Consider the following 17172-nt stretch of genomic DNA (forward strand, 5'->3'; position numbering starts at 1 on the left):
GTCTTTTCTATGCTTAGAAATTGTAGTTCAATGTTTTTTCCTCCAAGACAAGCTGAATATTAGGAGTAGCCGTAATTTCTCCCGCTCGAACTAGCTGATAAGGAGTATCTTGGGCCAAGGCTAAAGCAGCATCTAACTGCTCGGCTGGCAAAACAGCTAAAAAGGCATTTCCCATGTTCCAGTATAAGTAGGCGTCTTCTAAGGTAATTTCCCCTAAGCTCATGACTTTTTTCATCATTGGCAAGGGCGCAAAGAGATTTTCTAGACGAGCCCCCTTATTTTTTCGCTTAAGCAAGCGCCTGAAGTTGTCGGCTATGCCGCCACCCGTAATATGGACCAAACCGCTGGGCAAAATATCATGGCTTAACCATTTATTGATGAGCGGAGCACAAATTAAGGAGGGCGTCAAGAGTTTTTCGCCCCAACTGCAAGTTTCATCATAGGGCGCATGCTGCCAATCTGGACCAAAGTTTTTTTCCATGATTCGCCTAATTAGCGAAAAGCCATTGCTTCTAAAGCCTTGGCTTTTCACCGCCACAACAACTTGTCCCTCTTCTATTTGGCTGCCATCTATGGGCTGGGCCAATTGCGAGGGCAAATGCCCAATGGCCGTAGAACACCAGTTGAAGTGCATCCCCTCGCCATAACCCGAAATGCGATTGCCCAATTCGGCAATTTCGCCTCCCGTGATGCTCACTCCCGTAAATGCACAGGCCTCCGACAAGCCTTTCATTAGCTCGTTGATGACCTCCTGGTCCAAATGATCTACATCAATAATGTTGGATAAATTAGTGGGTTCAAAACCAGCTGTGGCCAAGTCATCGGCCACCATAGCCAACAAATCAAAACCCAAAGTATCATATTTTTTGCTTCTTTCGGCCAACTCAATTTTGGTCCCAATTCCATCCGAAGCAATGCCAATTCGCTCTTGGCCAAAGAGTAGTAAGTTCGAAAATCCGCCTTCTAAATTGGGCGCCAAAGCCCCAGCCTTTCCTGCTCTTTGCACAAAGGTCTTTTTGGCCCAAGCATAGGCATCCTGAGAACAGGAATTGCCCAAATTGATATCCATTCCGCTAGCCGCTTTCTTTTCCATATTGCTTTTTCTTAAAGATTCAAAAATCTGGCTTTGGAAGAACTTTTTGTTTTTTTTGGGGCCTCCTGCCTGCGGCAGGCGCTACGTTTCAGGGCTCGCAAGTCTGCTCGGCCCTTCGCCGCTTTCAGCGGCTCGGTCTGGCCCTGCGGGCCACCCTTCCACATCGCTAGGCCGCTCCTCTTTTAGACAAAGGTTTAGCAGTTTGCTTTGGCCCCCAAGCATTAAAGATTCCGTTATTTCTTTACATCTTTAATTCTTTATTTAACGGAATCTTTATTCCGTCAATTGGTCTAATTGTCCTCATCTCTATCCGCCCAAAGGGATCAATTTATAAGGCATCGCGAAGCGATACCATATTGCTGTGGGTTTTAACCCACAGTATCGGCTGAGGGATGGACAAGGGTGGCCCGCAGGGCCAGACCGAGCAAAAATGCGCAGCATTTTTTGCGAAGGGCCGAGCAGACCTGCGAGCCCTGAAACAGCCCGACCCGCCCGCAGGGCGGGGCAGCCCCAAAAACATAAACAACTGATAATCAATAGATAATTTTGAGATCAGTCTTTAATGAGCTGCAAAACTAGGGATAATTAGCTAGACTTGCCCAAGGGTACAATTTGAATTAACAATTAGTTAAACGCTTAGGGCCAAAAAGGCCCCTATTTCTAGCAGAAGATGCTTACTTTTGCTTGCAATTTTTTCACAACTGGCAGTCTATGCTGCTCAATCAATTATTTTTTATGGAAAAATTGCTCAAAACGGGCCTCACCTTTGACGATATTCTGCTCGTCCCCGCCTATTCTGAGGTCCTTCCGCAAGAAGTCAATTTATCGACTCAACTTACCGCCAAGATCCGATTGAATATACCTTTGCTTAGTGCAGCCATGGACACCGTTACGGAGTCTAGGATGGCCATTGCTATGGCCCGCCAAGGCGGTTTGGGCATCATTCATAAAAATATGTCTATTGCTCAGCAAGCCGAGGAGGTGGACCGGGTGAAGCGCTCGCAAAATTTCATTATTTCTAAGCCGTTTTATCTCGGCCCCGATCATTTTGTGCATGAAGCCGAAGCTTTGATGTCAAAATATCGAATTTCGGGCGTACCGATTTGTGATGAGAACAAAAAGCTCTTGGGCATATTAACCAATAGAGATCTGCGTTTCGAGACCAATTTTGACCAAAAAATTGGCGAAGTGATGACCAAAGAGGGCCTAATTACGGCTCCTATCGGCACCACTTTAGAAAGCTCCAAGGCCATTTTGCGCCAACATCGGGTAGAGAAATTGCCTTTGGTGGATGAGCAAGGCCGTTTGGGTGGGCTCATCACAATTAAAGACATAGAAAAGGCCGAACGCTACCCTCAAGCCGCCAAAGATGAGCAAGGTCGTTTGTTAGTGGGGGCCGCTTTGGGCACCTCGGCAGATACCATGGAAAGGGCCGCTGCTTTGGTCCAAGCGCATGTAGATGTGGTTACGGTAGACACGGCGCATGGACATTCGGCCAAGGTCTTGGCCACCATCAAGGCGCTAAAACAAGCTTATCCCGATTTGCAAATCATTGCGGGAAATGTAGCGACTGCTCAGGGAACCTTGGCCCTGATTCAAGCTGGGGCCGATGCCGTTAAAGTGGGCATTGGCCCTGGTTCTATCTGCACCACTCGGATTGTAGCAGGGGTGGGTGTTCCTCAAATTACGGCCATTTACGACTGTGCGCAGGCGGCCAAGGCCCATAATATTCCCATCATTGCCGATGGGGGAATCAAATACTCCGGCGATTTGGTCAAGGCCTTAGGTATGGGCGCTAACGCTTGCATGATGGGGAGCATTTTTGCGGGTTGCGATGAGAGCCCGGGCGCTATGGAGCTCTATAAAGGCCGAAAATTCAAAGTCTATCGAGGAATGGGTTCTATTGCGGCCATGGAACAAGGCAGCAAAGACCGCTACTTCCAAGATGAGCAAAAAAACAGCAAAAAACTGGTCCCTGAAGGTGTAGAAGGTCGAGTAGCTTACAAAGGCTATGTAGAAGACAGTATTTTCCAATTAGTGGGCGGGATTCGCCAAGGGATGGGCTATGCAGGCACGGCAACCGTGGCCGAATTGAGCGAAAAAGCACAATTTGTCCGCATCACCAATGCAGGCCTCAAAGAAAGCCATCCACATGATATTCAAATTACGAAAGAGGCGCCAAATTATAGCCTAGACGCTTAAAGATAAAACTATGCAAAAAGAAGTCGTTCTGGTCCTTGATTTTGGGGCCCAATACAATCAACTCATTGCTCGAAGATTAAGAGAGGCCTCGGTGTATTCCGAAGTCGTTTCGGGCCAAATTACCGCCGAAGAGGTCAAGGCCAAAGGCGCCAAAGCTATTGTGCTTTCTGGTGGTCCTGCAGTTGTTTATGCAGAGGGCGCGCCCTCTATGGACCCCGCTATTTTAGATTTGGGCTTACCCATTTTAGGCATTTGTTATGGAGCGCAGCTCTTGGTGCATTTGTCGGGAGGCAAAGTAGCGCCAGCCTTGGCTAGAGAGTATGGCAAAAAAGAGCTGCAAGTGCAGCCAACGGCTATTTTTAAGTCGGTTCCCGCTCAATCTGATTGCTGGATGAGCCATACTTATCAAGTGAGTGAATTGCCTGCGGGCTTTGAAGCCATTGCGAGCACTGATCATTGTTCCGTGGCGGCTTTTGCCCAAAAAGAAAAGCAAATTTATGGCTTCCAGTATCATCCAGAGGTCATGCATACGGCTTTTGGCCAGCAAATGCTCCACAACTTCCTCTATGAAGTGGTGGGCCTAAAAGGCGATTGGCAAACGGATAACTTTATTGAGGCCAGTTTGGCCGAAATCCGAGCAAAGATTGGCGATAAGAAAGTACTTTGTGCCTTATCGGGTGGTGTAGATTCTTCGGTAGCGGCCATGTTGGTCCATAAAGCAGTAGGCAAACAACTGACCTGCATTTTTGTAGACAATGGTTTGCTTCGCAAAGATGAGGCAACAGAAGTCGAGCAGCTCTTTACGAAAGAGTTAGACCTACAACTCATCTGTGTAGATGCCAAAGAACGCTTTTTGAGTCAATTAGCGGGCATTAGCGACCCAGAAGAAAAGCGCAAGCGCATTGGCGAGACCTTTATCCGAGTGTTTGAAGATGAGGCCAAGAAAATCGGCGAAGTCGACTTTTTGGTCCAAGGAACGATTTATCCCGATGTGATTGAAAGCGGGGCGGGACATGCTGCCGTGATTAAATCTCACCATAATGTGGGCGGCTTACCCGATGTTGTTGATTTTAAAGAGTTGATTGAGCCACTTCGCCTACTTTTTAAGGATGAGGTGCGGACCGTTGGAGCGGCTTTGGGCTTGCCCAGCTATTTGGTCAATAGACAACCTTTTCCTGGACCAGGTTTGGCCATTCGAGTAATTGGAGATATCACCGAGCCCAAATTGGCCATTTTGAGAGAGGCCGATTATATCTTCCGAAGCGAAATTGAAGCCGCCGATTTAGAGGAAGAGGTTTGGCAATACTTTGCCGTACTCACAGGCATCCGAACCGTAGGTGTTATGGGCGATGAAAGAACCTATCATTATACTTTGGGCCTAAGAGCGGTCTCTAGTGTAGATGGCATGACAGCGGATTGGTCCAGATTGCCACTTCCCCTTTTGGCCAAAATCTCTAACCGCATTGTCAATGAGGTCGAGCAGGTCAATCGCATTGTTTATGATATTACTTCTAAACCACCTGCAACAATTGAGTGGGAATAAATAGAAAAGGGCTGTGTATACAGCCCTTTATTTTATATCTAGAACAACTTTCTAATGCAGCATAATTGGAGAACACCATTGTTTCCTCTACAAACAATGGCATATTGCTTAGGATCACTTTTGCGGCGTACAACAGAGCAATCTCCATTACATTCTATTGAACCTGCTTGTCCATCTGCCCAAGAACAAGTTTTGGTAGATTGATTATCATCCCAGTAGCCAGCTTCCACCAATTTAGTTATAGTGGCTTCATCCGCAAATTCCCAGTCATCGGGTAGTCCTTCATCTGTAGTAGTAACGACTTGAAATCCTTTGCTGGCTAAAGCTTCTCGCTCCTCGATAGATACTTCAACCCAATCGTCTGGTAATCCTTCATCTGTGGTGGTGACAACATGCAAGCCTTTCTGGGCCAAAGCTTCTCGCTCTTCTTCAGTTACAATTCTGTATTTAGCTGCATCTAGATCATTCGATTCAGAAGGTTGAATTTGTGCAAAAGCAGTATTTGCTAGCAAAACAACCATAAATAAAAATAAAGTTTTCATAATTAAATATTGATTTGAGTTATTCAATTATCTAATTTAAAAAAAAAATGCTACAAACAAAAATAGCGAACATTAAATTAGCCAACTGTATATACAATGCTTCTGGTCCAGCCTGCAGCAGCTTAGAAGAGTTGCAAGCCCTTGGACAGTCTGCGGCGGGAGCTATTTTATCCAAAAGCGCCACCCTAGCGCCCAGAGCGGGAAATCCCGCTCCCCGCTATGTAGATACGCCCTGGGGCAGCATCAACTCTATGGGTTTGCCCAATAAGGGCCATGCCTATTATTTGGCGGCGGCCAAGGAATTGGCCAGTTTTCAAAAGCCTTATATCGTTTCGGTTTCGGGCATGAGTTTGGCCGATAACCTCAAGATGATTGCGGCCATGCAAGAGGAGGAAAACATTGCGGCTATAGAGCTGAATTTGTCTTGTCCCAATTTGCCAGGCAAACCCCAAACGGCCTACGATTTTGAGCAAACCGAAAAAGTATTAGCGGCTGTTTTTGCCCAAAACAACAAGCCTTTGGGGGTCAAATTACCGCCCTATTTCGACCTGCTGCATTTTGAGCAAATGGCCCAAATTCTCAATCAGTTTCCCTTGTCTTTTGTGAGCTGCATCAACAGCATTGGCAATGGCTTGCTCATTGATTGGGAAAAAGAAGAGACCTTAATTCGCCCCAAAGATGGCTTTGGCGGTTTGGGCGGCGATTATATCAAAGCCACCGCCTTGGCCAATGTCCGACAGTTTTATTTGCTCTTGCGGCCAGAGATTTCGGTGGTGGCCGTGGGCGGCATCAAATCGGGCCAAGATGCCTTTGAGCATATTTTATGTGGGGCCAAGGCCGTACAAATTGGCACGCATCTGATGAAAACTGGTCCAAGTTGTTTTGCGCAAATTAGTGCCGAACTAACGGCCATTATGCAAGCCAAGGGCTATCAATCGATAGAAGATTTTCGAGGAAAATTGAAGACCGCTTGTCCCGTCCTGAAAAACTGATACAGAATTTAAAGCAATAAAATTCTGATTAAATACGGGTAAAAAGTTATTCTGGAAGATTTTGACCTCCTTCAAAAAGGTCAAAAAATCTTACGGAAATAACTTGTTGTCAATTTAACAACTCTGGCTTAAGATGATCTTGGGCTAGAGTTGTTTTCTTTTTATAGCTCTTATATTCGAGCTCTTGTTGTTGGTGCATTTCAGCAGGCGGCATAAATTGACAAGACCAATGTGGTCGCGCTTGGTTGTAAATATCAATACTTTGAGCCACTATTTTCTTCATCGCATCTAGCCCTAAATGGAAAAAATCTGCAATAAACTCTTGCTTTAATATTCCATTTATTCGCTCTGCTACGGCATTTGCATAAGGATCGTAAGACTCTGTCATAGAACAACTTATGCCTAGTTTTTTGAGCAGTTGCTGATAATCATTTGAGCAGTATTGAATGCCCCGGTCAGAATGATGAATCAGCTCTTCATTAGGATATTGACGACGCTTTGCAGCCTGTTTCAAGGCTCGAATAGAGCCAATGCTGCTTAAGCTGTTAGAGACATCATAACCCATTATTTGCTTAGAATAAGCGTCTGTGACCAAGGCTAAATACATCGGATTTTCTCTCGTTCCAATGTAAGTAATATCTGAAACCCAGACTTGCTCTGGTCGATAAATTTTCAAATCAGCTATTTTGTTCTTATGTTTTCTGTAGTGGTGGAAGGAATTTGTCGTTGTATGATAGTTCTTTCGAGGTCGAACCAGCAGATTATTGGCCCGCAAAATAGTAAAAAATTTATCTCGGCCTACTCCTAGAGCCTTCAACTCAGCTTGAAGTAAATGATACAATTTGCGGCCGCCTAAGCGAGGCATTTTGTTCCGTACTTCTTGAACTAAGGCAACTACTTTTTCTGCCAAACCCTGATTAGATCTAACTTTTGCCTTCGATCTATAATACTTTTGACGATTTATCCCGACCAATCGACATAAGCTACTTAAGCTTATTTTTTCTTCTTTTTGGAATTTATCAACTGTTCGGGTAAAGACTTTTTTCTGATTGGAATTTCAAATTCTTCTTCCGCTATATCTATCATCATATCAAAAAACAAGGCCTTCTTATCTGCCTGATTTAGCTCCTTTTCCAAGCGACGATTTTTCTTCTCTAAAAGCTTCAATTGCTGACGCAACGCCATCAATTCTTGTTCTGGACTCTTCTTCATACTTCTTAATTTATAGCTTTTATCATATTGGCCATGTTTCTCGATCCATGTCCGAATTGTTCTGTCTCCTTGTATCCCATACTTGCGTTGAGCGGCCTTTAAGCCAATCTCTCCATTTTCTACTTCCGACACAACTTGGAGCTTAAAAGCTAAGGTATAATCTTTTTGTGTCCGCTTAACATACTGACCTTCTTTATTTTCCATCTATCTTCTGATTTTGTTGTATCAGTATATCAGGACAAGACAGCTGCTCCTATTTAAAGACGTTCTGCCTGTTGGCTGGAAGGTCTTTTTTTTTAGGGTTTGGGGCTGCCCCGCCCTGCGGGCGGGTCGGGCTGTGCGGGGGCTCGCAAGTCTGCTCGGCCCATCGCTTTTTTTCGCTTTGCTCAAAAAAACTCGGTCTGGCCTTCGGCCCCCCCCTACCATCCCTCAGCCGATACTGTGGGTTAAAACCCACAGCAAAAAGGTATCGCTTCGCGATGATTTAGAAATGAGGGCTAAACCCCTCATGAACTCGCCTCTAGATGCAAAATTGGTCCATGGCGGCAATAAAGATTCCGTTATTTCTTTAAATCTTTAATTCTTTATTTAACGGAATCTTTATTTCGTTAATTCTTTAATTAAAGATTTCTTTATTGCCGCAAGTTACTGTAAATCAACTATTTGTATTTTGGTGGTTGCCGCTAGCTATGCTTTATTGGGCCAAATGGGCTAGGCTAAAGACAAAAGAAAAGGGAGTGCCTAAAGACTAGGCCTCCCCTTTTACCCTGTTTTTGTTCTTCTTTCGCTCTATTTTGTTCCTGTTTTTCCTAGGTCAAAAGAGCGGATCTAGAGCACATTTTTTAATGTTAAAACTTAAAGCGAAAAAGTTGAGGGACTAATAAAATCCTCTTACCAATTTAATTTAAAATTTTGGGCTGTTGGATAATTTTGCAGGAACTCCTCTTTGGCTTCTGGGCCTTTGGCGGCCTTATAGACCTGCCAGAAAATTTGCCAGAAGCTTTCTTTTTGGGCCACATAATTTTTGTGTGTTCGGGCAAAGGCATCTAGGCTAAAGATATCGGCTTTTTGCATACTGAGGCGATAAATATAGAGGTAGGCCAAATCGGACCAATAGCCTTTTGGGTAGCCGAGGCGATAGGTTTCAAAATTGCGAATATTGGTACTATTGGCAATTTTGATAAAATCTTCGGCGGCCTGTTCATTTTGGATGGCCTTATTTTTAGGAAATCGTTCTTCAAAGTTGCTGTAGCTGCTCCAGCCATAGAGTTGGGTATAGCTATCGAGCAGGGCCATTTGGAAGAGGCTATCTTCTTTTGGGGAAACAGAATCTAGGCTAGCTTGATGTTTTCTAAAAAAGCGTTCATAGGTTCTAAAGTCGTTAGTCATTTGGGCTAGAATCCAGGCTCGTTCATTTCGGGCATTTTCAATATGTTCTCGATGAGATTGAGAGGGAAACTTAAAATTTTCGATAAGTTCTTGATAGGCGGCATAGCTATTTTCTTTTTTGGCTTGGGCTTGGGCTTTTTGCAAAAGTTGGAGTTGCAGGCCCTCAATTTCTAGATGGCTCAACTTATTTTTTTGCAACTTGCGGATGCCTTTAGTATCTAGGGTAGCATATCGTCTTTGGGCCGATTTGGCATATTGAAAAGCTTGTTTGAGGTTAAAAAAATCTTTGTATTTGGGGTTGGCAAAAATGCGGGCCAGTTGGTATTCGGCTTCTACGCCAATATATACTTTGGGGTCTAGGATACGGGCTTCAAAAAGCGTGATGGCCTCTTCGACCTTTCCTTTTTTGAGGGCCTTATAGGCGGACTTAAACTGGGCAAAAAGCGGAGTTGCGCCTAAAAAAAGGAGGGTAAAAAGCAGGTATTTGATTTTCATAAAGTACTATTTATCAGCAATTAAAATTTGTATACTTAATAGTGTTAAAGATTCCGTTATTTCGTTAATTAACGGAATCTTTATTTCTTTATTTAACGGAATCTTTATTTCGTTAAGTGATTGGACAGGCGGCTTTGCCGCCTTGGCCCGCAGGGCCAAAACGGCCTAGCGATGTGGAAGGGTGGCCCGCAGGGCCAGACCGAGCCAGCGAAGCTGGCGAAGGGCCGAGCAGGCCTGCGAGCCCTGCAACGTAGCGCCGCAGCGAAGCTGCGGAGGCCCCAAAAAAAGGGATAGATAAAAGAAATGCCCTAGTCCGGCAAAGGGATTAGGGCATTTCAAGAAAGGGGCCTAAACATTAGTTAGGCATAGGGAGAGAGTCGCCATTCATGCTATAGACATAGGCCCAAAGGACGACAAAAAGGATAACAGAAAGGGCGAGTCCGAGGAGAAACTTTTCGGTTCCCCATACTTTTTGATGATTGCTCATTGTGGTTGTATTTTCAATAGTCAGAAATCTATAGATTCAAGTGAAGGGCAAATTAAAGAAATAAGTCTAAAGAAGGCTTATAGAGGGGGGCAAAATTTGGCTTATTGCATAGCTTTTATTTTTTGAAAAATGCTTTTGAGGGCTCCTTTTCGGAGAAGTTGGCTGAGTTCTTTCCATCGGAGGCGTTTAAAGTAAGTTTTCATTTTTTCGGCTACGGCATAATGTTGTTTTGGGGCATTTTGGAGGGGCAGTATTTTTAGCTCTAGGGGCTGTTCGAGCATATTTTGGCCTAGGCGGATAGCATCGCAATGGGCGCCACTGCCATCGAGGCCAATATTTTTGACCAAAGAGCGGTAGGGGTGTAGGGCGAGGCCATTTTGGAGAAAGATGCTAGCGTGCCAATGGCAGGCCCAGGTATTGAGTTGGCCAGATAGATTTTGATTTAGCTGTTTATAGAAGTCTTCTTTTTGGCCTCCATTAAAGACAAAGGGGTCATAATTCTTATTGATTTGGTTTAAGATATTGGTTGTATCATCTTGGTAATATTTCCAGGCTCTTTGCCAGCTTGCCCAGCCCCAGCAGCTATTGACATTATAAAAAAAGCTACTTCCCAGCTCCTCTTCTTCTAGTTTGAGTGGATAAATAAAGCCGCTAATGTGCATTACTTTCTCCACATCTTGATAGAGATTTAGGGCCTGATTCATATAGCGCAGAAAATATGGGCTAGTGACAATATCGTTTTCTAGGATAATGGCTCGTCCGTATTTTTCCATCACTTCGGTTACTCCAGATACAATATTTTTGCGCAGGCCCCAATTTTCTTTCCGCTCAATAATCTGTAGTTTTTTTGCCCAAGTTTGTGCTCGGATCAATTGGCGGACGGCAGCAATATCTTCCAAATCTTTAGGGCTAGCATTGGGTTTGGGTCCATCCGAATAGATATAAATTGGGCTTTGGCTGGCCTCTTCATTTTGGGCCAAGGCGGCTAAAGTTTGGGCCAGATGATCGGGTCGTTGGTAGACAAACAGTATAACTGGGGCAAAAGTCAATAAAGACATAAGTTTATGGTTGTTTATAAGGGCAAATATATATAGAAGCGCTGTATCTTAAAGGCCCCGATATCAGAACACCTATAATTTATTATTACGAATGAGAAGAATAAGCTTTTGGCTCTTTTTGCTATTGCTATTATATAGTACAAAAAGTTCGGGCCAAAAAACAGCATTTGCCGTAGAACTGGCCGCCTTTGAAAAACAAGTAGAGCTCAATTATTTTGGGCCAATCAAAGGAGTATATGAGCTTTATGATGTCAATGATTTTTATCGCTATCAAATTCCGGCCAAAACAAAAGCCGAGGCCGAAATCCTACTGGCCGAAGTAAAAGCGGGTAAATTTCCCTATGCTCGCATCATTGATTTTAAGGCCAGAGAAGAGGCCTGCAAAAATGCTTGTGGTTTTTGGGCCCCAAAATATACGGGTCGAAACAATGATAATGACCAACAAGAAGAGGCTTGGGCCAATACCCCAAACGCCAATCCACCCAATCAACTTTTGGCCCCCAAACCAAAAAAAACAGCCCTAGCGGCCCCCAAAGAAAAACGAAGTTTGGGCAGTTTGGCCGCCCCAGAAAGAGGACTGAGCTCGGCTATATTTTTTAACTTTAATAGCAGCGATATTCCCGCAGAAGAAGGCTATAAAATCAATTATATCAGCGATCTGATGATCAAAAACCCAGAATATACTTTGGTACTTGATGGCCATTCGGATGCCATTGGCGAGGAAGACAAAAACCTCAACCTCTCTAAAGAACGACTCGAAAAAGTGATGCTCAGCCTCTTTATGAAAGGGGTGGAAGGCGAACGCATGCGAATTCGCCCCCAAGGCGAATTGGCTCCCATTGCCATCAATGAGTATCCCAATGGCAGCGATAGCCCAGAAGGCCGACGATATAATCGCCGAGTCCAACTTCAATTATTAGATGGAAATGGAGAAGAATTGCCCGTTTTGGCCCCCATCGAAATTCCCGCACAACTTAAAATTGAAGACTAAAACAACAGTTTTAAGCAAAAAAAAAGGGCCTTTCGACAAGTCGAAAGGCCCTTGCTATTTCCCCAAATTAAAGCCTAAATGATAGGTCTTTAACCAGTTTTTGATCCAATTCAGGCAGCAAATTTCTTGGAATTAAGTAGGTGGCCAAACCCGCCAAATCGCCAAAAATGTGGTGTTTGTTCATGGCCCCTTCTAAGTATCCTGCCCCAGAAGACCCCCCAGTTCCAGCACGCATACCAATCATTCTACGCACCATAATCATGTGCCGATAACGGAAAGTAGACATCAATTCATCCAACTCTAAGAGCTTATTTAAGAGCTGAAATGGCTGCTGCAATAAAGGATATTCTCGGTATAAATAGATAAATAATGCCGAGCGACAAGCCTTTTCACTCAATCGAACTGGGCGATTTTCTTGGGCAAAAAAGAGCTCATCAAAGGCTTTCATACTAATTTCTGAACGCTCAGATCCCTTCAATCCCGCCAAATAAATGCCTCTATAATGAGCCCAAAATGGATGCATTTCTGAGTTTTCTTCCGCCTTTTGCTCAAAGTTTTGCCAATAATCCAATTGCCAAAAAGGCATCCGAGCCAACCAATTATCCAGTAATTCAAACAAAGAAAGACTGTTTTCTGCCGCTTTTATAGCCTCAATATGCTCCACCCTAAGCTGCTTTTCATAGTATTTTTTAGCATGGCGATGATCCATTTTTAAGCCCAAACGAGTCTCAATTAAACGAAATTGAAAGCTCTGAAAACCCGAAGCAGGAGTCAGTAAATCTCTAAAATCTAAGAAATCCATAGGCGTCATGGTCTCCATAACCCGCACCTGAGCTACCAATAATTTCCAAATTTCTACCACCCGATTCAAACGATGTGTAGCCACCTGCAAGCCCTTAGAATTGTCATTGATATACTGCTCATCAAAGATATTTAAGATAGAACTCAACTCATGCTGAACCTGCTTAAACCAAAGCTCATATGCCTGATGCACAATGATAAACAACATCTCATCATGCGCATCTACCCCCTGGGCCTCACTTTCCAATTGCTGGGCAGACAAAATTTTATCTAAACCCAAATAGTCATTGTAATACTGCTCTTTACCAGTATAAGAGTTTTTCATAGTAGCTGTTTTAGTGCGACTCTCCGCCGCGTTTCCTGCAACTTTAGGCAATTTTTAGCAGCTCTCCAATTCCAAATCAAAATTCTAAGTCAAGTATAATATTTTGGCTTTTAAGCATACGTTTCTCTAATTTTTTCCCCTTTAAGCATACGTTTTTTTAGGGGCCTCCGCAGACAAGCTGCGGCGCTACGTTACGGGGCTCGCAAGCCTGCTCGGCCCTTCGGCGGACAAGCCGCCTCGGTCTGCCGCTTCGCGGCCCCCCTCCACATCGCTAGGCCAAGGCCCAAGCCTAGTCAAAAAAACAAAACCCCGATTCTATGGGCCTTTGAGCCATAAAGAATTAAAGAAATAAAGAATTCTTTATTTCTTTAATTCTTTATTTCTTTATTGGATTTACCAAGCCAAATCCTTAGCTTTAAGCTAGACAATTAGCCCTTTTTGGGCCATTTTTTTGCCTCAAAATATTATCGTATGCCCATCAAAATAGGGGTCGTTTCCCAAAAAGGAGGCGTCGGAAAAAGTACGCTTTGCCGCCTACTCGCCAGAGAATATGCCGCCAATGACTGGGAGGTCAAAATTGCCGATATGGACGTATCCCAATCCACTTCCTTCAACTGGAATAGCCGCCGATTACAACAAAATATCCAACCCTCTATCTCTGTAGAACAGTTTGCAGAGGTCAAAAGAGCTCTCAAACTTAGCCAAAATCATGACCTCATTATCTTTGATGGCGCCCCCAGCTCTAACCGCCTTACCCTAGAAATTGCCCAAACTGCCGACCTCATTTTACTCCCCACTGGCACCGCTCTAGACGACCTAGAACCCACCATTAAATTGGCCCACGAACTCAAAAAACGAAAGATTCCACGCCAAAAAATTGCTCTGGTCCTCTCCAGAATTGGTACCTCCAAAGCCGAAATCGAAGAGGCCAAAGACTATATTTCTATCACCGGATATACCCTAATTGATGGCCTGCTAGAAGAAAAAACAGCCTACCGTAGAGCTAGCGATTTGGGCCAAGCCCTTACCGAAACCCCCTACCCTAGCCTCAATCAAAAAGCCGATTTTTTGGTCCAAAATATTATCCATTATCTCAATAAATTAGACTGATTTTTAGCCTAAATTTAAGCCCAAAAACGACCAAAACATCCTCCTAAAACGACCCTTTTTTACCCCCTAAAACGACCAAAATATTATCCCCAAACAACTCAAAAACGACTTCTCTCTAAAAAATAAAACGCTTACCATCCCCATTTATTTTCGACGTTTTTAACAAGTCGCCTAAACTTTTATCTGTTTTTTTTAGCTCCCATAATGTTAGTAACTGTTGTTTTTGCATTAAAAACCCATAGCGTTAATCACTTTTCGTAAATAATTTTACATCCATTTTTTTAGATATAAATATGTAATTATGGCCAAAATACCCGCTCCAAAAAAGCTAAAAAGTAGCAAAGGACAGCCCCCAAAAGAAGAAAATAGCAGCAATAATTTGGAAAAAAAACCAAAAAAAGAACGTGTCGCACTCAATTTTTCAGTCGATGCAGACTTCAGAAAAGCGCTAAAATCTGCTGCCCTAGAAGAAGAGATTTCTATGGTAGAGTTACTAAAAAAAATGTTCGATTTTTATCAAAATAAACCCTAAAAAATTTAGCCGCTTTTTGGCCCATTTTTAAGCCGTCGTTTACTAAAAACGACGGCTTTTTTTAGCCGTTTTTTTCAAAATTTTGTCGTTTTTAACATTTAACCTAAAAACGACAAAACTAAATGCGTATACAAAAAAAGAGCCTCAAATAAAGTAAATATGGCGAATTTTAAAGGATTTACAATTTATAAAAATTTCAATATCTAAGCAAAACTTAAAGGTATACGAAAAAAACGCTTTTTAAATTTAAGCTTTAGCACTTTTTTCGTTTTTAAACAGTAGAAATGGCTTTTTTTTAGCGGTGGAAAACTCCATTTTTCGTATACAGTTTTAAACGGATAGAAACTGCCGTAGCTTGGCAAAAAAAATTTTAATTTTTAAAAAACAACAACAACAAAAAATAAAACAACAAAAAGATAAACGAAAATCTCAAGGGCAAGCCCGCACACACATGCGCGCGCTCGCGTGCGCGTATGCACGAAGGCCAAGCTCTTGGTAATACTCTTTTGTTGTTGTTTTCTTTAACAACAATACTTTTCTATATTTTCCGACCCCGCAACTAGTTGATTGTCAGCGAGTTACAAAGGCTAACAACGACGGATTTGGGGTGTTCGAACGACGGATTTGGGGTGTTTTTGGTTTTTAACGACGACGGATTAGGGGTAAAAAACGACAAATTTGGGGTGAAAAACGACGGATTTGGGGTGTTTTTAGCCATTTAAATTGCAGTTTTTTTTTGTCGCTGCGTTGATAATGCCATTTTTTGTGGATAACTTAGCCCAAAATTGTGGATAACTGCCCCAAAGCCCCATTTTATCTTAATAACTCAAGAATATGGAACAAAAAAATGAAAGACGGGTCTCTTCAACAGTTAGAGAAGCTAATGAGCTCATTGAAGCCAGCTACAGATTTTCGGTCTGGGAGGATCGGATTTTTTTGCTCACCCTCTCACAGATTCAAGCCGAGGATGATGACTTCAAAATTTACAAAATCTACGTCAAGGATTTGGCCCGAGAATATGGACTGGCTACTAAAAGTGTATACGAAAATGTCCGAGAGGCAGTCTCCTCCCTACAGCGCAAAACCATCAGCATCCCTTTTCGCTTTGACGAAGGGCAAGGAAAACTGACCACCAGCTTTTTCACTTCCTTTGGCGAATTGGACCAATCGGATTTTAGCCACGTCCTCGTCGAACTGCACCCCAAACTCAAACCCTACCTGCTCCAGCTCAAGGAGCGCTTCACCCAGTACAACATCTCCTTCCTGGTCCGCATGCAGAGCCACTACTCCAAGCGGATCTACAAACTTCTCAAGCAGTACCACCCTTTGAGTAAACGCAGGATTAGCATCCAGCAACTCAAGCAGATTCTGCAAATCGAGCCCGAGGAGTACAAGCGCTACTTCGACTTCAAGCGCCGGGTGATCCTCAAGGCCCAAGAAGACCTGGCCGAGTACACAGACCTGAAGTTTGAGTTTGAGGAGGAGCGAAAGGGCCGAAAGGTGCAAGCCATTTTGTTCACTATTGACACCAACGAAAAAAACGAAATTAAAATCGGCCCAGCCCCAAAAAGCAAAAAATCCAAAAAATTGCAGGCAGCCCCCAGCCAAGGCAAGCTCTCAGCCGAGGCCCAAAAACTTTTTGAGCAAGTGGAACACTGGGGACTCTCGCAACAGGATTTTGAAAAATACCTCAAGCAAAAAACCCAAGAAGAATTTCAAACCTGCATCGACCTGACCCTGCAAAACGAAAAAGTTAAAAATCGAGTGGCTTACTTGGTGAGTTTACTGAAAAAAGAAAATTTAAAGGCTGTCAAAAAGTTAGATGATCCAAGCAAGCCACCTGTGCTCAAAAATTCCTTCCACGAGGAATTCAAAAAATTGGAGAAGGATCACCAGGCTCAGGTGAGCCAATGCCGAGCGCATTTCTACCAGCTGGCCCAAGCCGAGATTCAACGCCAACTCCAAGATGGCCCAAGCATCGAGCGCTTCATCAGCCAGTTTAGAGCCCAGAACTCCTGGATGCCCCTCAACCTGCAGGCCTTCCGCCAAGAATTTGCCGAGAGCCGAATGTTTCAGGGCCGAGTCTACAACCTCTTCCGGCTGGTGCTGCCCAAATTGCCCGCACTGGAGCAAAAGCGAGAATTGAAAATCAAAACGATGGAAAAAGAATTCTGGGCTTTGGTTCGGAAGATCAGGAATGCCTAGGAGGCCCCTAGCGGCCCGTCTAAGCGATTTAAATCCCTTTGCGGTGTATTGGGTCCAGACGGTTGGCGAAAGTCGCTTAGGAGCGAACTGAGGGCCTTTTGGGTGGGTGGCTGCTTGGCCTTGGCGAAAACTGGGGGCGAATCTGAATTTTGAAAAAAAAATGGCCCCTTCTCGTCATTGGGGTTTGCTATTTGC

The 17172-nt window shown here is 43.7% G+C and carries 16 protein-coding genes; 8 read left to right on the plus strand and 8 right to left on the minus strand.

What is annotated here, in order from left to right; genetic code table 11:
• Window positions 1-13: 13 nt before the first annotated feature.
• Window positions 14-1093: an AIR synthase-related protein gene (locus SAPGRDRAFT_RS00190; protein ID WP_002656190.1), complete on the minus strand. Its 1080-nt coding sequence runs from the start codon at window positions 1091-1093 to the stop codon at window positions 14-16.
• Window positions 1094-1828: 735 nt separating this feature from the next.
• Between SAPGRDRAFT_RS00190 and guaB the strand changes: the two genes are divergently transcribed.
• Together guaB and guaA are read left to right on the plus strand one after the other, a co-directional pair.
• Entirely contained in the window at window positions 1829-3295 is a 1467-nt protein-coding gene (guaB, locus tag SAPGRDRAFT_RS00195) for an IMP dehydrogenase (RefSeq protein ID WP_156001773.1), read from the plus strand.
• Window positions 3296-3305: 10 nt separating this feature from the next.
• Window positions 3306-4838, plus strand: coding sequence for a glutamine-hydrolyzing GMP synthase (gene guaA, locus SAPGRDRAFT_RS00200; protein WP_002656193.1), 1533 nt, complete (start codon window positions 3306-3308; stop codon window positions 4836-4838).
• 38 nt (window positions 4839-4876) lie between these two features.
• Here guaA and SAPGRDRAFT_RS00205 read toward each other — a convergent pair whose 3' ends face one another.
• Window positions 4877-5380, minus strand: coding sequence for a hypothetical protein (locus tag SAPGRDRAFT_RS00205; protein WP_037349547.1), 504 nt, complete (start codon window positions 5378-5380; stop codon window positions 4877-4879).
• A 47-nt stretch (window positions 5381-5427) separates the two neighbouring features.
• Here SAPGRDRAFT_RS00205 and SAPGRDRAFT_RS00210 point away from each other — a divergent pair, with 47 nt between their 5' ends.
• On the plus strand, window positions 5428-6372 hold the full coding sequence (locus tag SAPGRDRAFT_RS00210) for a dihydroorotate oxidase (protein WP_002656195.1): 945 nt from the start codon (window positions 5428-5430) through the stop codon (window positions 6370-6372).
• A 109-nt stretch (window positions 6373-6481) separates the two neighbouring features.
• Here SAPGRDRAFT_RS00210 and SAPGRDRAFT_RS00215 read toward each other — a convergent pair whose 3' ends face one another.
• The 3 genes from SAPGRDRAFT_RS00215 to SAPGRDRAFT_RS00225 all read right to left on the minus strand — a co-directional run bounded on the left by SAPGRDRAFT_RS00215 (window position 6482) and on the right by SAPGRDRAFT_RS00225 (window position 9468).
• A complete protein-coding gene (locus SAPGRDRAFT_RS00215) occupies window positions 6482-7345 on the minus strand; it encodes an IS3 family transposase (RefSeq protein WP_037349549.1) in 864 nt (287 codons plus the stop codon).
• 20 nt (window positions 7346-7365) lie between these two features.
• On the minus strand, window positions 7366-7788 hold the full coding sequence (locus SAPGRDRAFT_RS23230) for a transposase (RefSeq protein WP_037349551.1): 423 nt from the start codon (window positions 7786-7788) through the stop codon (window positions 7366-7368).
• Window positions 7789-8475: 687 nt separating this feature from the next.
• Window positions 8476-9468 carry a hypothetical protein gene (locus tag SAPGRDRAFT_RS00225; RefSeq protein ID WP_002656199.1) on the minus strand — a complete coding sequence of 331 codons (993 nt, stop codon included), beginning with the start codon at window positions 9466-9468 and terminating at the stop codon, window positions 8476-8478.
• Between SAPGRDRAFT_RS00225 and SAPGRDRAFT_RS00230 the strand changes: the two genes are divergently transcribed.
• Complete coding sequence (locus SAPGRDRAFT_RS00230) at window positions 9458-9637, plus strand: hypothetical protein (RefSeq protein WP_037349553.1); 180 nt, start codon at window positions 9458-9460, stop codon at window positions 9635-9637. The genes SAPGRDRAFT_RS00225 and SAPGRDRAFT_RS00230 overlap by 11 nt on opposite strands.
• Before the next feature lie 186 nt (window positions 9638-9823).
• Here the strand turns inward: SAPGRDRAFT_RS00230 and SAPGRDRAFT_RS23730 are convergent, their stop codons facing one another.
• Together SAPGRDRAFT_RS23730 and SAPGRDRAFT_RS00235 are read right to left on the minus strand one after the other, a co-directional pair.
• The gene (locus SAPGRDRAFT_RS23730; protein ID WP_002656201.1) at window positions 9824-9955 is read right to left on the minus strand and encodes a hypothetical protein; all 132 of its coding nucleotides are present in this window, start codon (window positions 9953-9955) and stop codon (window positions 9824-9826) included.
• Window positions 9956-10056: 101 nt separating this feature from the next.
• A complete protein-coding gene (locus SAPGRDRAFT_RS00235; protein ID WP_002656202.1) occupies window positions 10057-11013 on the minus strand; it encodes a glycosyltransferase in 957 nt (318 codons plus the stop codon).
• Window positions 11014-11104: 91 nt separating this feature from the next.
• On the opposite strand from SAPGRDRAFT_RS00235, the gene SAPGRDRAFT_RS00240 reads away from it, so the two are divergent.
• Window positions 11105-12004 carry an OmpA family protein gene (locus SAPGRDRAFT_RS00240; protein ID WP_037349556.1) on the plus strand — a complete coding sequence of 300 codons (900 nt, stop codon included), beginning with the start codon at window positions 11105-11107 and terminating at the stop codon, window positions 12002-12004.
• A 67-nt stretch (window positions 12005-12071) separates the two neighbouring features.
• Here SAPGRDRAFT_RS00240 and SAPGRDRAFT_RS00245 read toward each other — a convergent pair whose 3' ends face one another.
• Window positions 12072-13130: a tryptophan 2,3-dioxygenase family protein gene (locus tag SAPGRDRAFT_RS00245; protein WP_002656204.1), complete on the minus strand. Its 1059-nt coding sequence runs from the start codon at window positions 13128-13130 to the stop codon at window positions 12072-12074.
• A 471-nt stretch (window positions 13131-13601) separates the two neighbouring features.
• Between SAPGRDRAFT_RS00245 and SAPGRDRAFT_RS00250 the strand changes: the two genes are divergently transcribed.
• The 3 genes from SAPGRDRAFT_RS00250 (at window position 13602) to SAPGRDRAFT_RS00260 (ending at window position 16977) form a co-directional block, all read left to right on the plus strand.
• A complete protein-coding gene (locus tag SAPGRDRAFT_RS00250) occupies window positions 13602-14240 on the plus strand; it encodes a ParA family protein (protein WP_002656206.1) in 639 nt (212 codons plus the stop codon).
• Between the two features lie 301 nt (window positions 14241-14541).
• Window positions 14542-14772, plus strand: a complete 231-nt coding sequence (locus tag SAPGRDRAFT_RS00255; RefSeq protein WP_002656208.1) for a hypothetical protein — start codon at window positions 14542-14544, stop codon at window positions 14770-14772.
• A gap of 834 nt (window positions 14773-15606) precedes the next feature.
• Window positions 15607-16977, plus strand: a complete 1371-nt coding sequence (locus tag SAPGRDRAFT_RS00260) for a replication initiation protein (protein WP_002656209.1) — start codon at window positions 15607-15609, stop codon at window positions 16975-16977.
• Window positions 16978-17172: the final 195 nt, after the last annotated feature.

It is taken from the genome of Saprospira grandis DSM 2844 (genome assembly GCF_000275825.1).
In the GTDB taxonomy this organism is placed as follows: domain Bacteria; phylum Bacteroidota; class Bacteroidia; order Chitinophagales; family Saprospiraceae; genus Saprospira; species Saprospira grandis_A.

What these genes read in the sequence shown, in the direction of transcription:
- SAPGRDRAFT_RS00190 (WP_002656190.1), bottom strand. Translation starts at nt 1,093, where the DNA reads ATGGAAAAGAAAGCGGCTAGCGGAATGGATATCAATTTGGGCAATTCC.
- guaB (WP_156001773.1), top strand. Translation starts at nt 1,829, where the DNA reads ATGGAAAAATTGCTCAAAACGGGCCTCACCTTTGACGATATTCTGCTC.
- guaA (WP_002656193.1), top strand. Translation starts at nt 3,306, where the DNA reads ATGCAAAAAGAAGTCGTTCTGGTCCTTGATTTTGGGGCCCAATACAAT.
- SAPGRDRAFT_RS00205 (WP_037349547.1), bottom strand. Translation starts at nt 5,380, where the DNA reads ATGAAAACTTTATTTTTATTTATGGTTGTTTTGCTAGCAAATACTGCT.
- SAPGRDRAFT_RS00210 (WP_002656195.1), top strand. Translation starts at nt 5,428, where the DNA reads ATGCTACAAACAAAAATAGCGAACATTAAATTAGCCAACTGTATATAC.
- SAPGRDRAFT_RS23230 (WP_037349551.1), bottom strand. Translation starts at nt 7,788, where the DNA reads ATGGAAAATAAAGAAGGTCAGTATGTTAAGCGGACACAAAAAGATTAT.
- SAPGRDRAFT_RS00225 (WP_002656199.1), bottom strand. Translation starts at nt 9,468, where the DNA reads ATGAAAATCAAATACCTGCTTTTTACCCTCCTTTTTTTAGGCGCAACT.
- SAPGRDRAFT_RS23730 (WP_002656201.1), bottom strand. Translation starts at nt 9,955, where the DNA reads ATGAGCAATCATCAAAAAGTATGGGGAACCGAAAAGTTTCTCCTCGGA.
- SAPGRDRAFT_RS00235 (WP_002656202.1), bottom strand. Translation starts at nt 11,013, where the DNA reads ATGTCTTTATTGACTTTTGCCCCAGTTATACTGTTTGTCTACCAACGA.
- SAPGRDRAFT_RS00240 (WP_037349556.1), top strand. Translation starts at nt 11,105, where the DNA reads ATGAGAAGAATAAGCTTTTGGCTCTTTTTGCTATTGCTATTATATAGT.
- SAPGRDRAFT_RS00245 (WP_002656204.1), bottom strand. Translation starts at nt 13,130, where the DNA reads ATGAAAAACTCTTATACTGGTAAAGAGCAGTATTACAATGACTATTTG.
- SAPGRDRAFT_RS00250 (WP_002656206.1), top strand. Translation starts at nt 13,602, where the DNA reads ATGCCCATCAAAATAGGGGTCGTTTCCCAAAAAGGAGGCGTCGGAAAA.
- SAPGRDRAFT_RS00255 (WP_002656208.1), top strand. Translation starts at nt 14,542, where the DNA reads ATGGCCAAAATACCCGCTCCAAAAAAGCTAAAAAGTAGCAAAGGACAG.
- SAPGRDRAFT_RS00260 (WP_002656209.1), top strand. Translation starts at nt 15,607, where the DNA reads ATGGAACAAAAAAATGAAAGACGGGTCTCTTCAACAGTTAGAGAAGCT.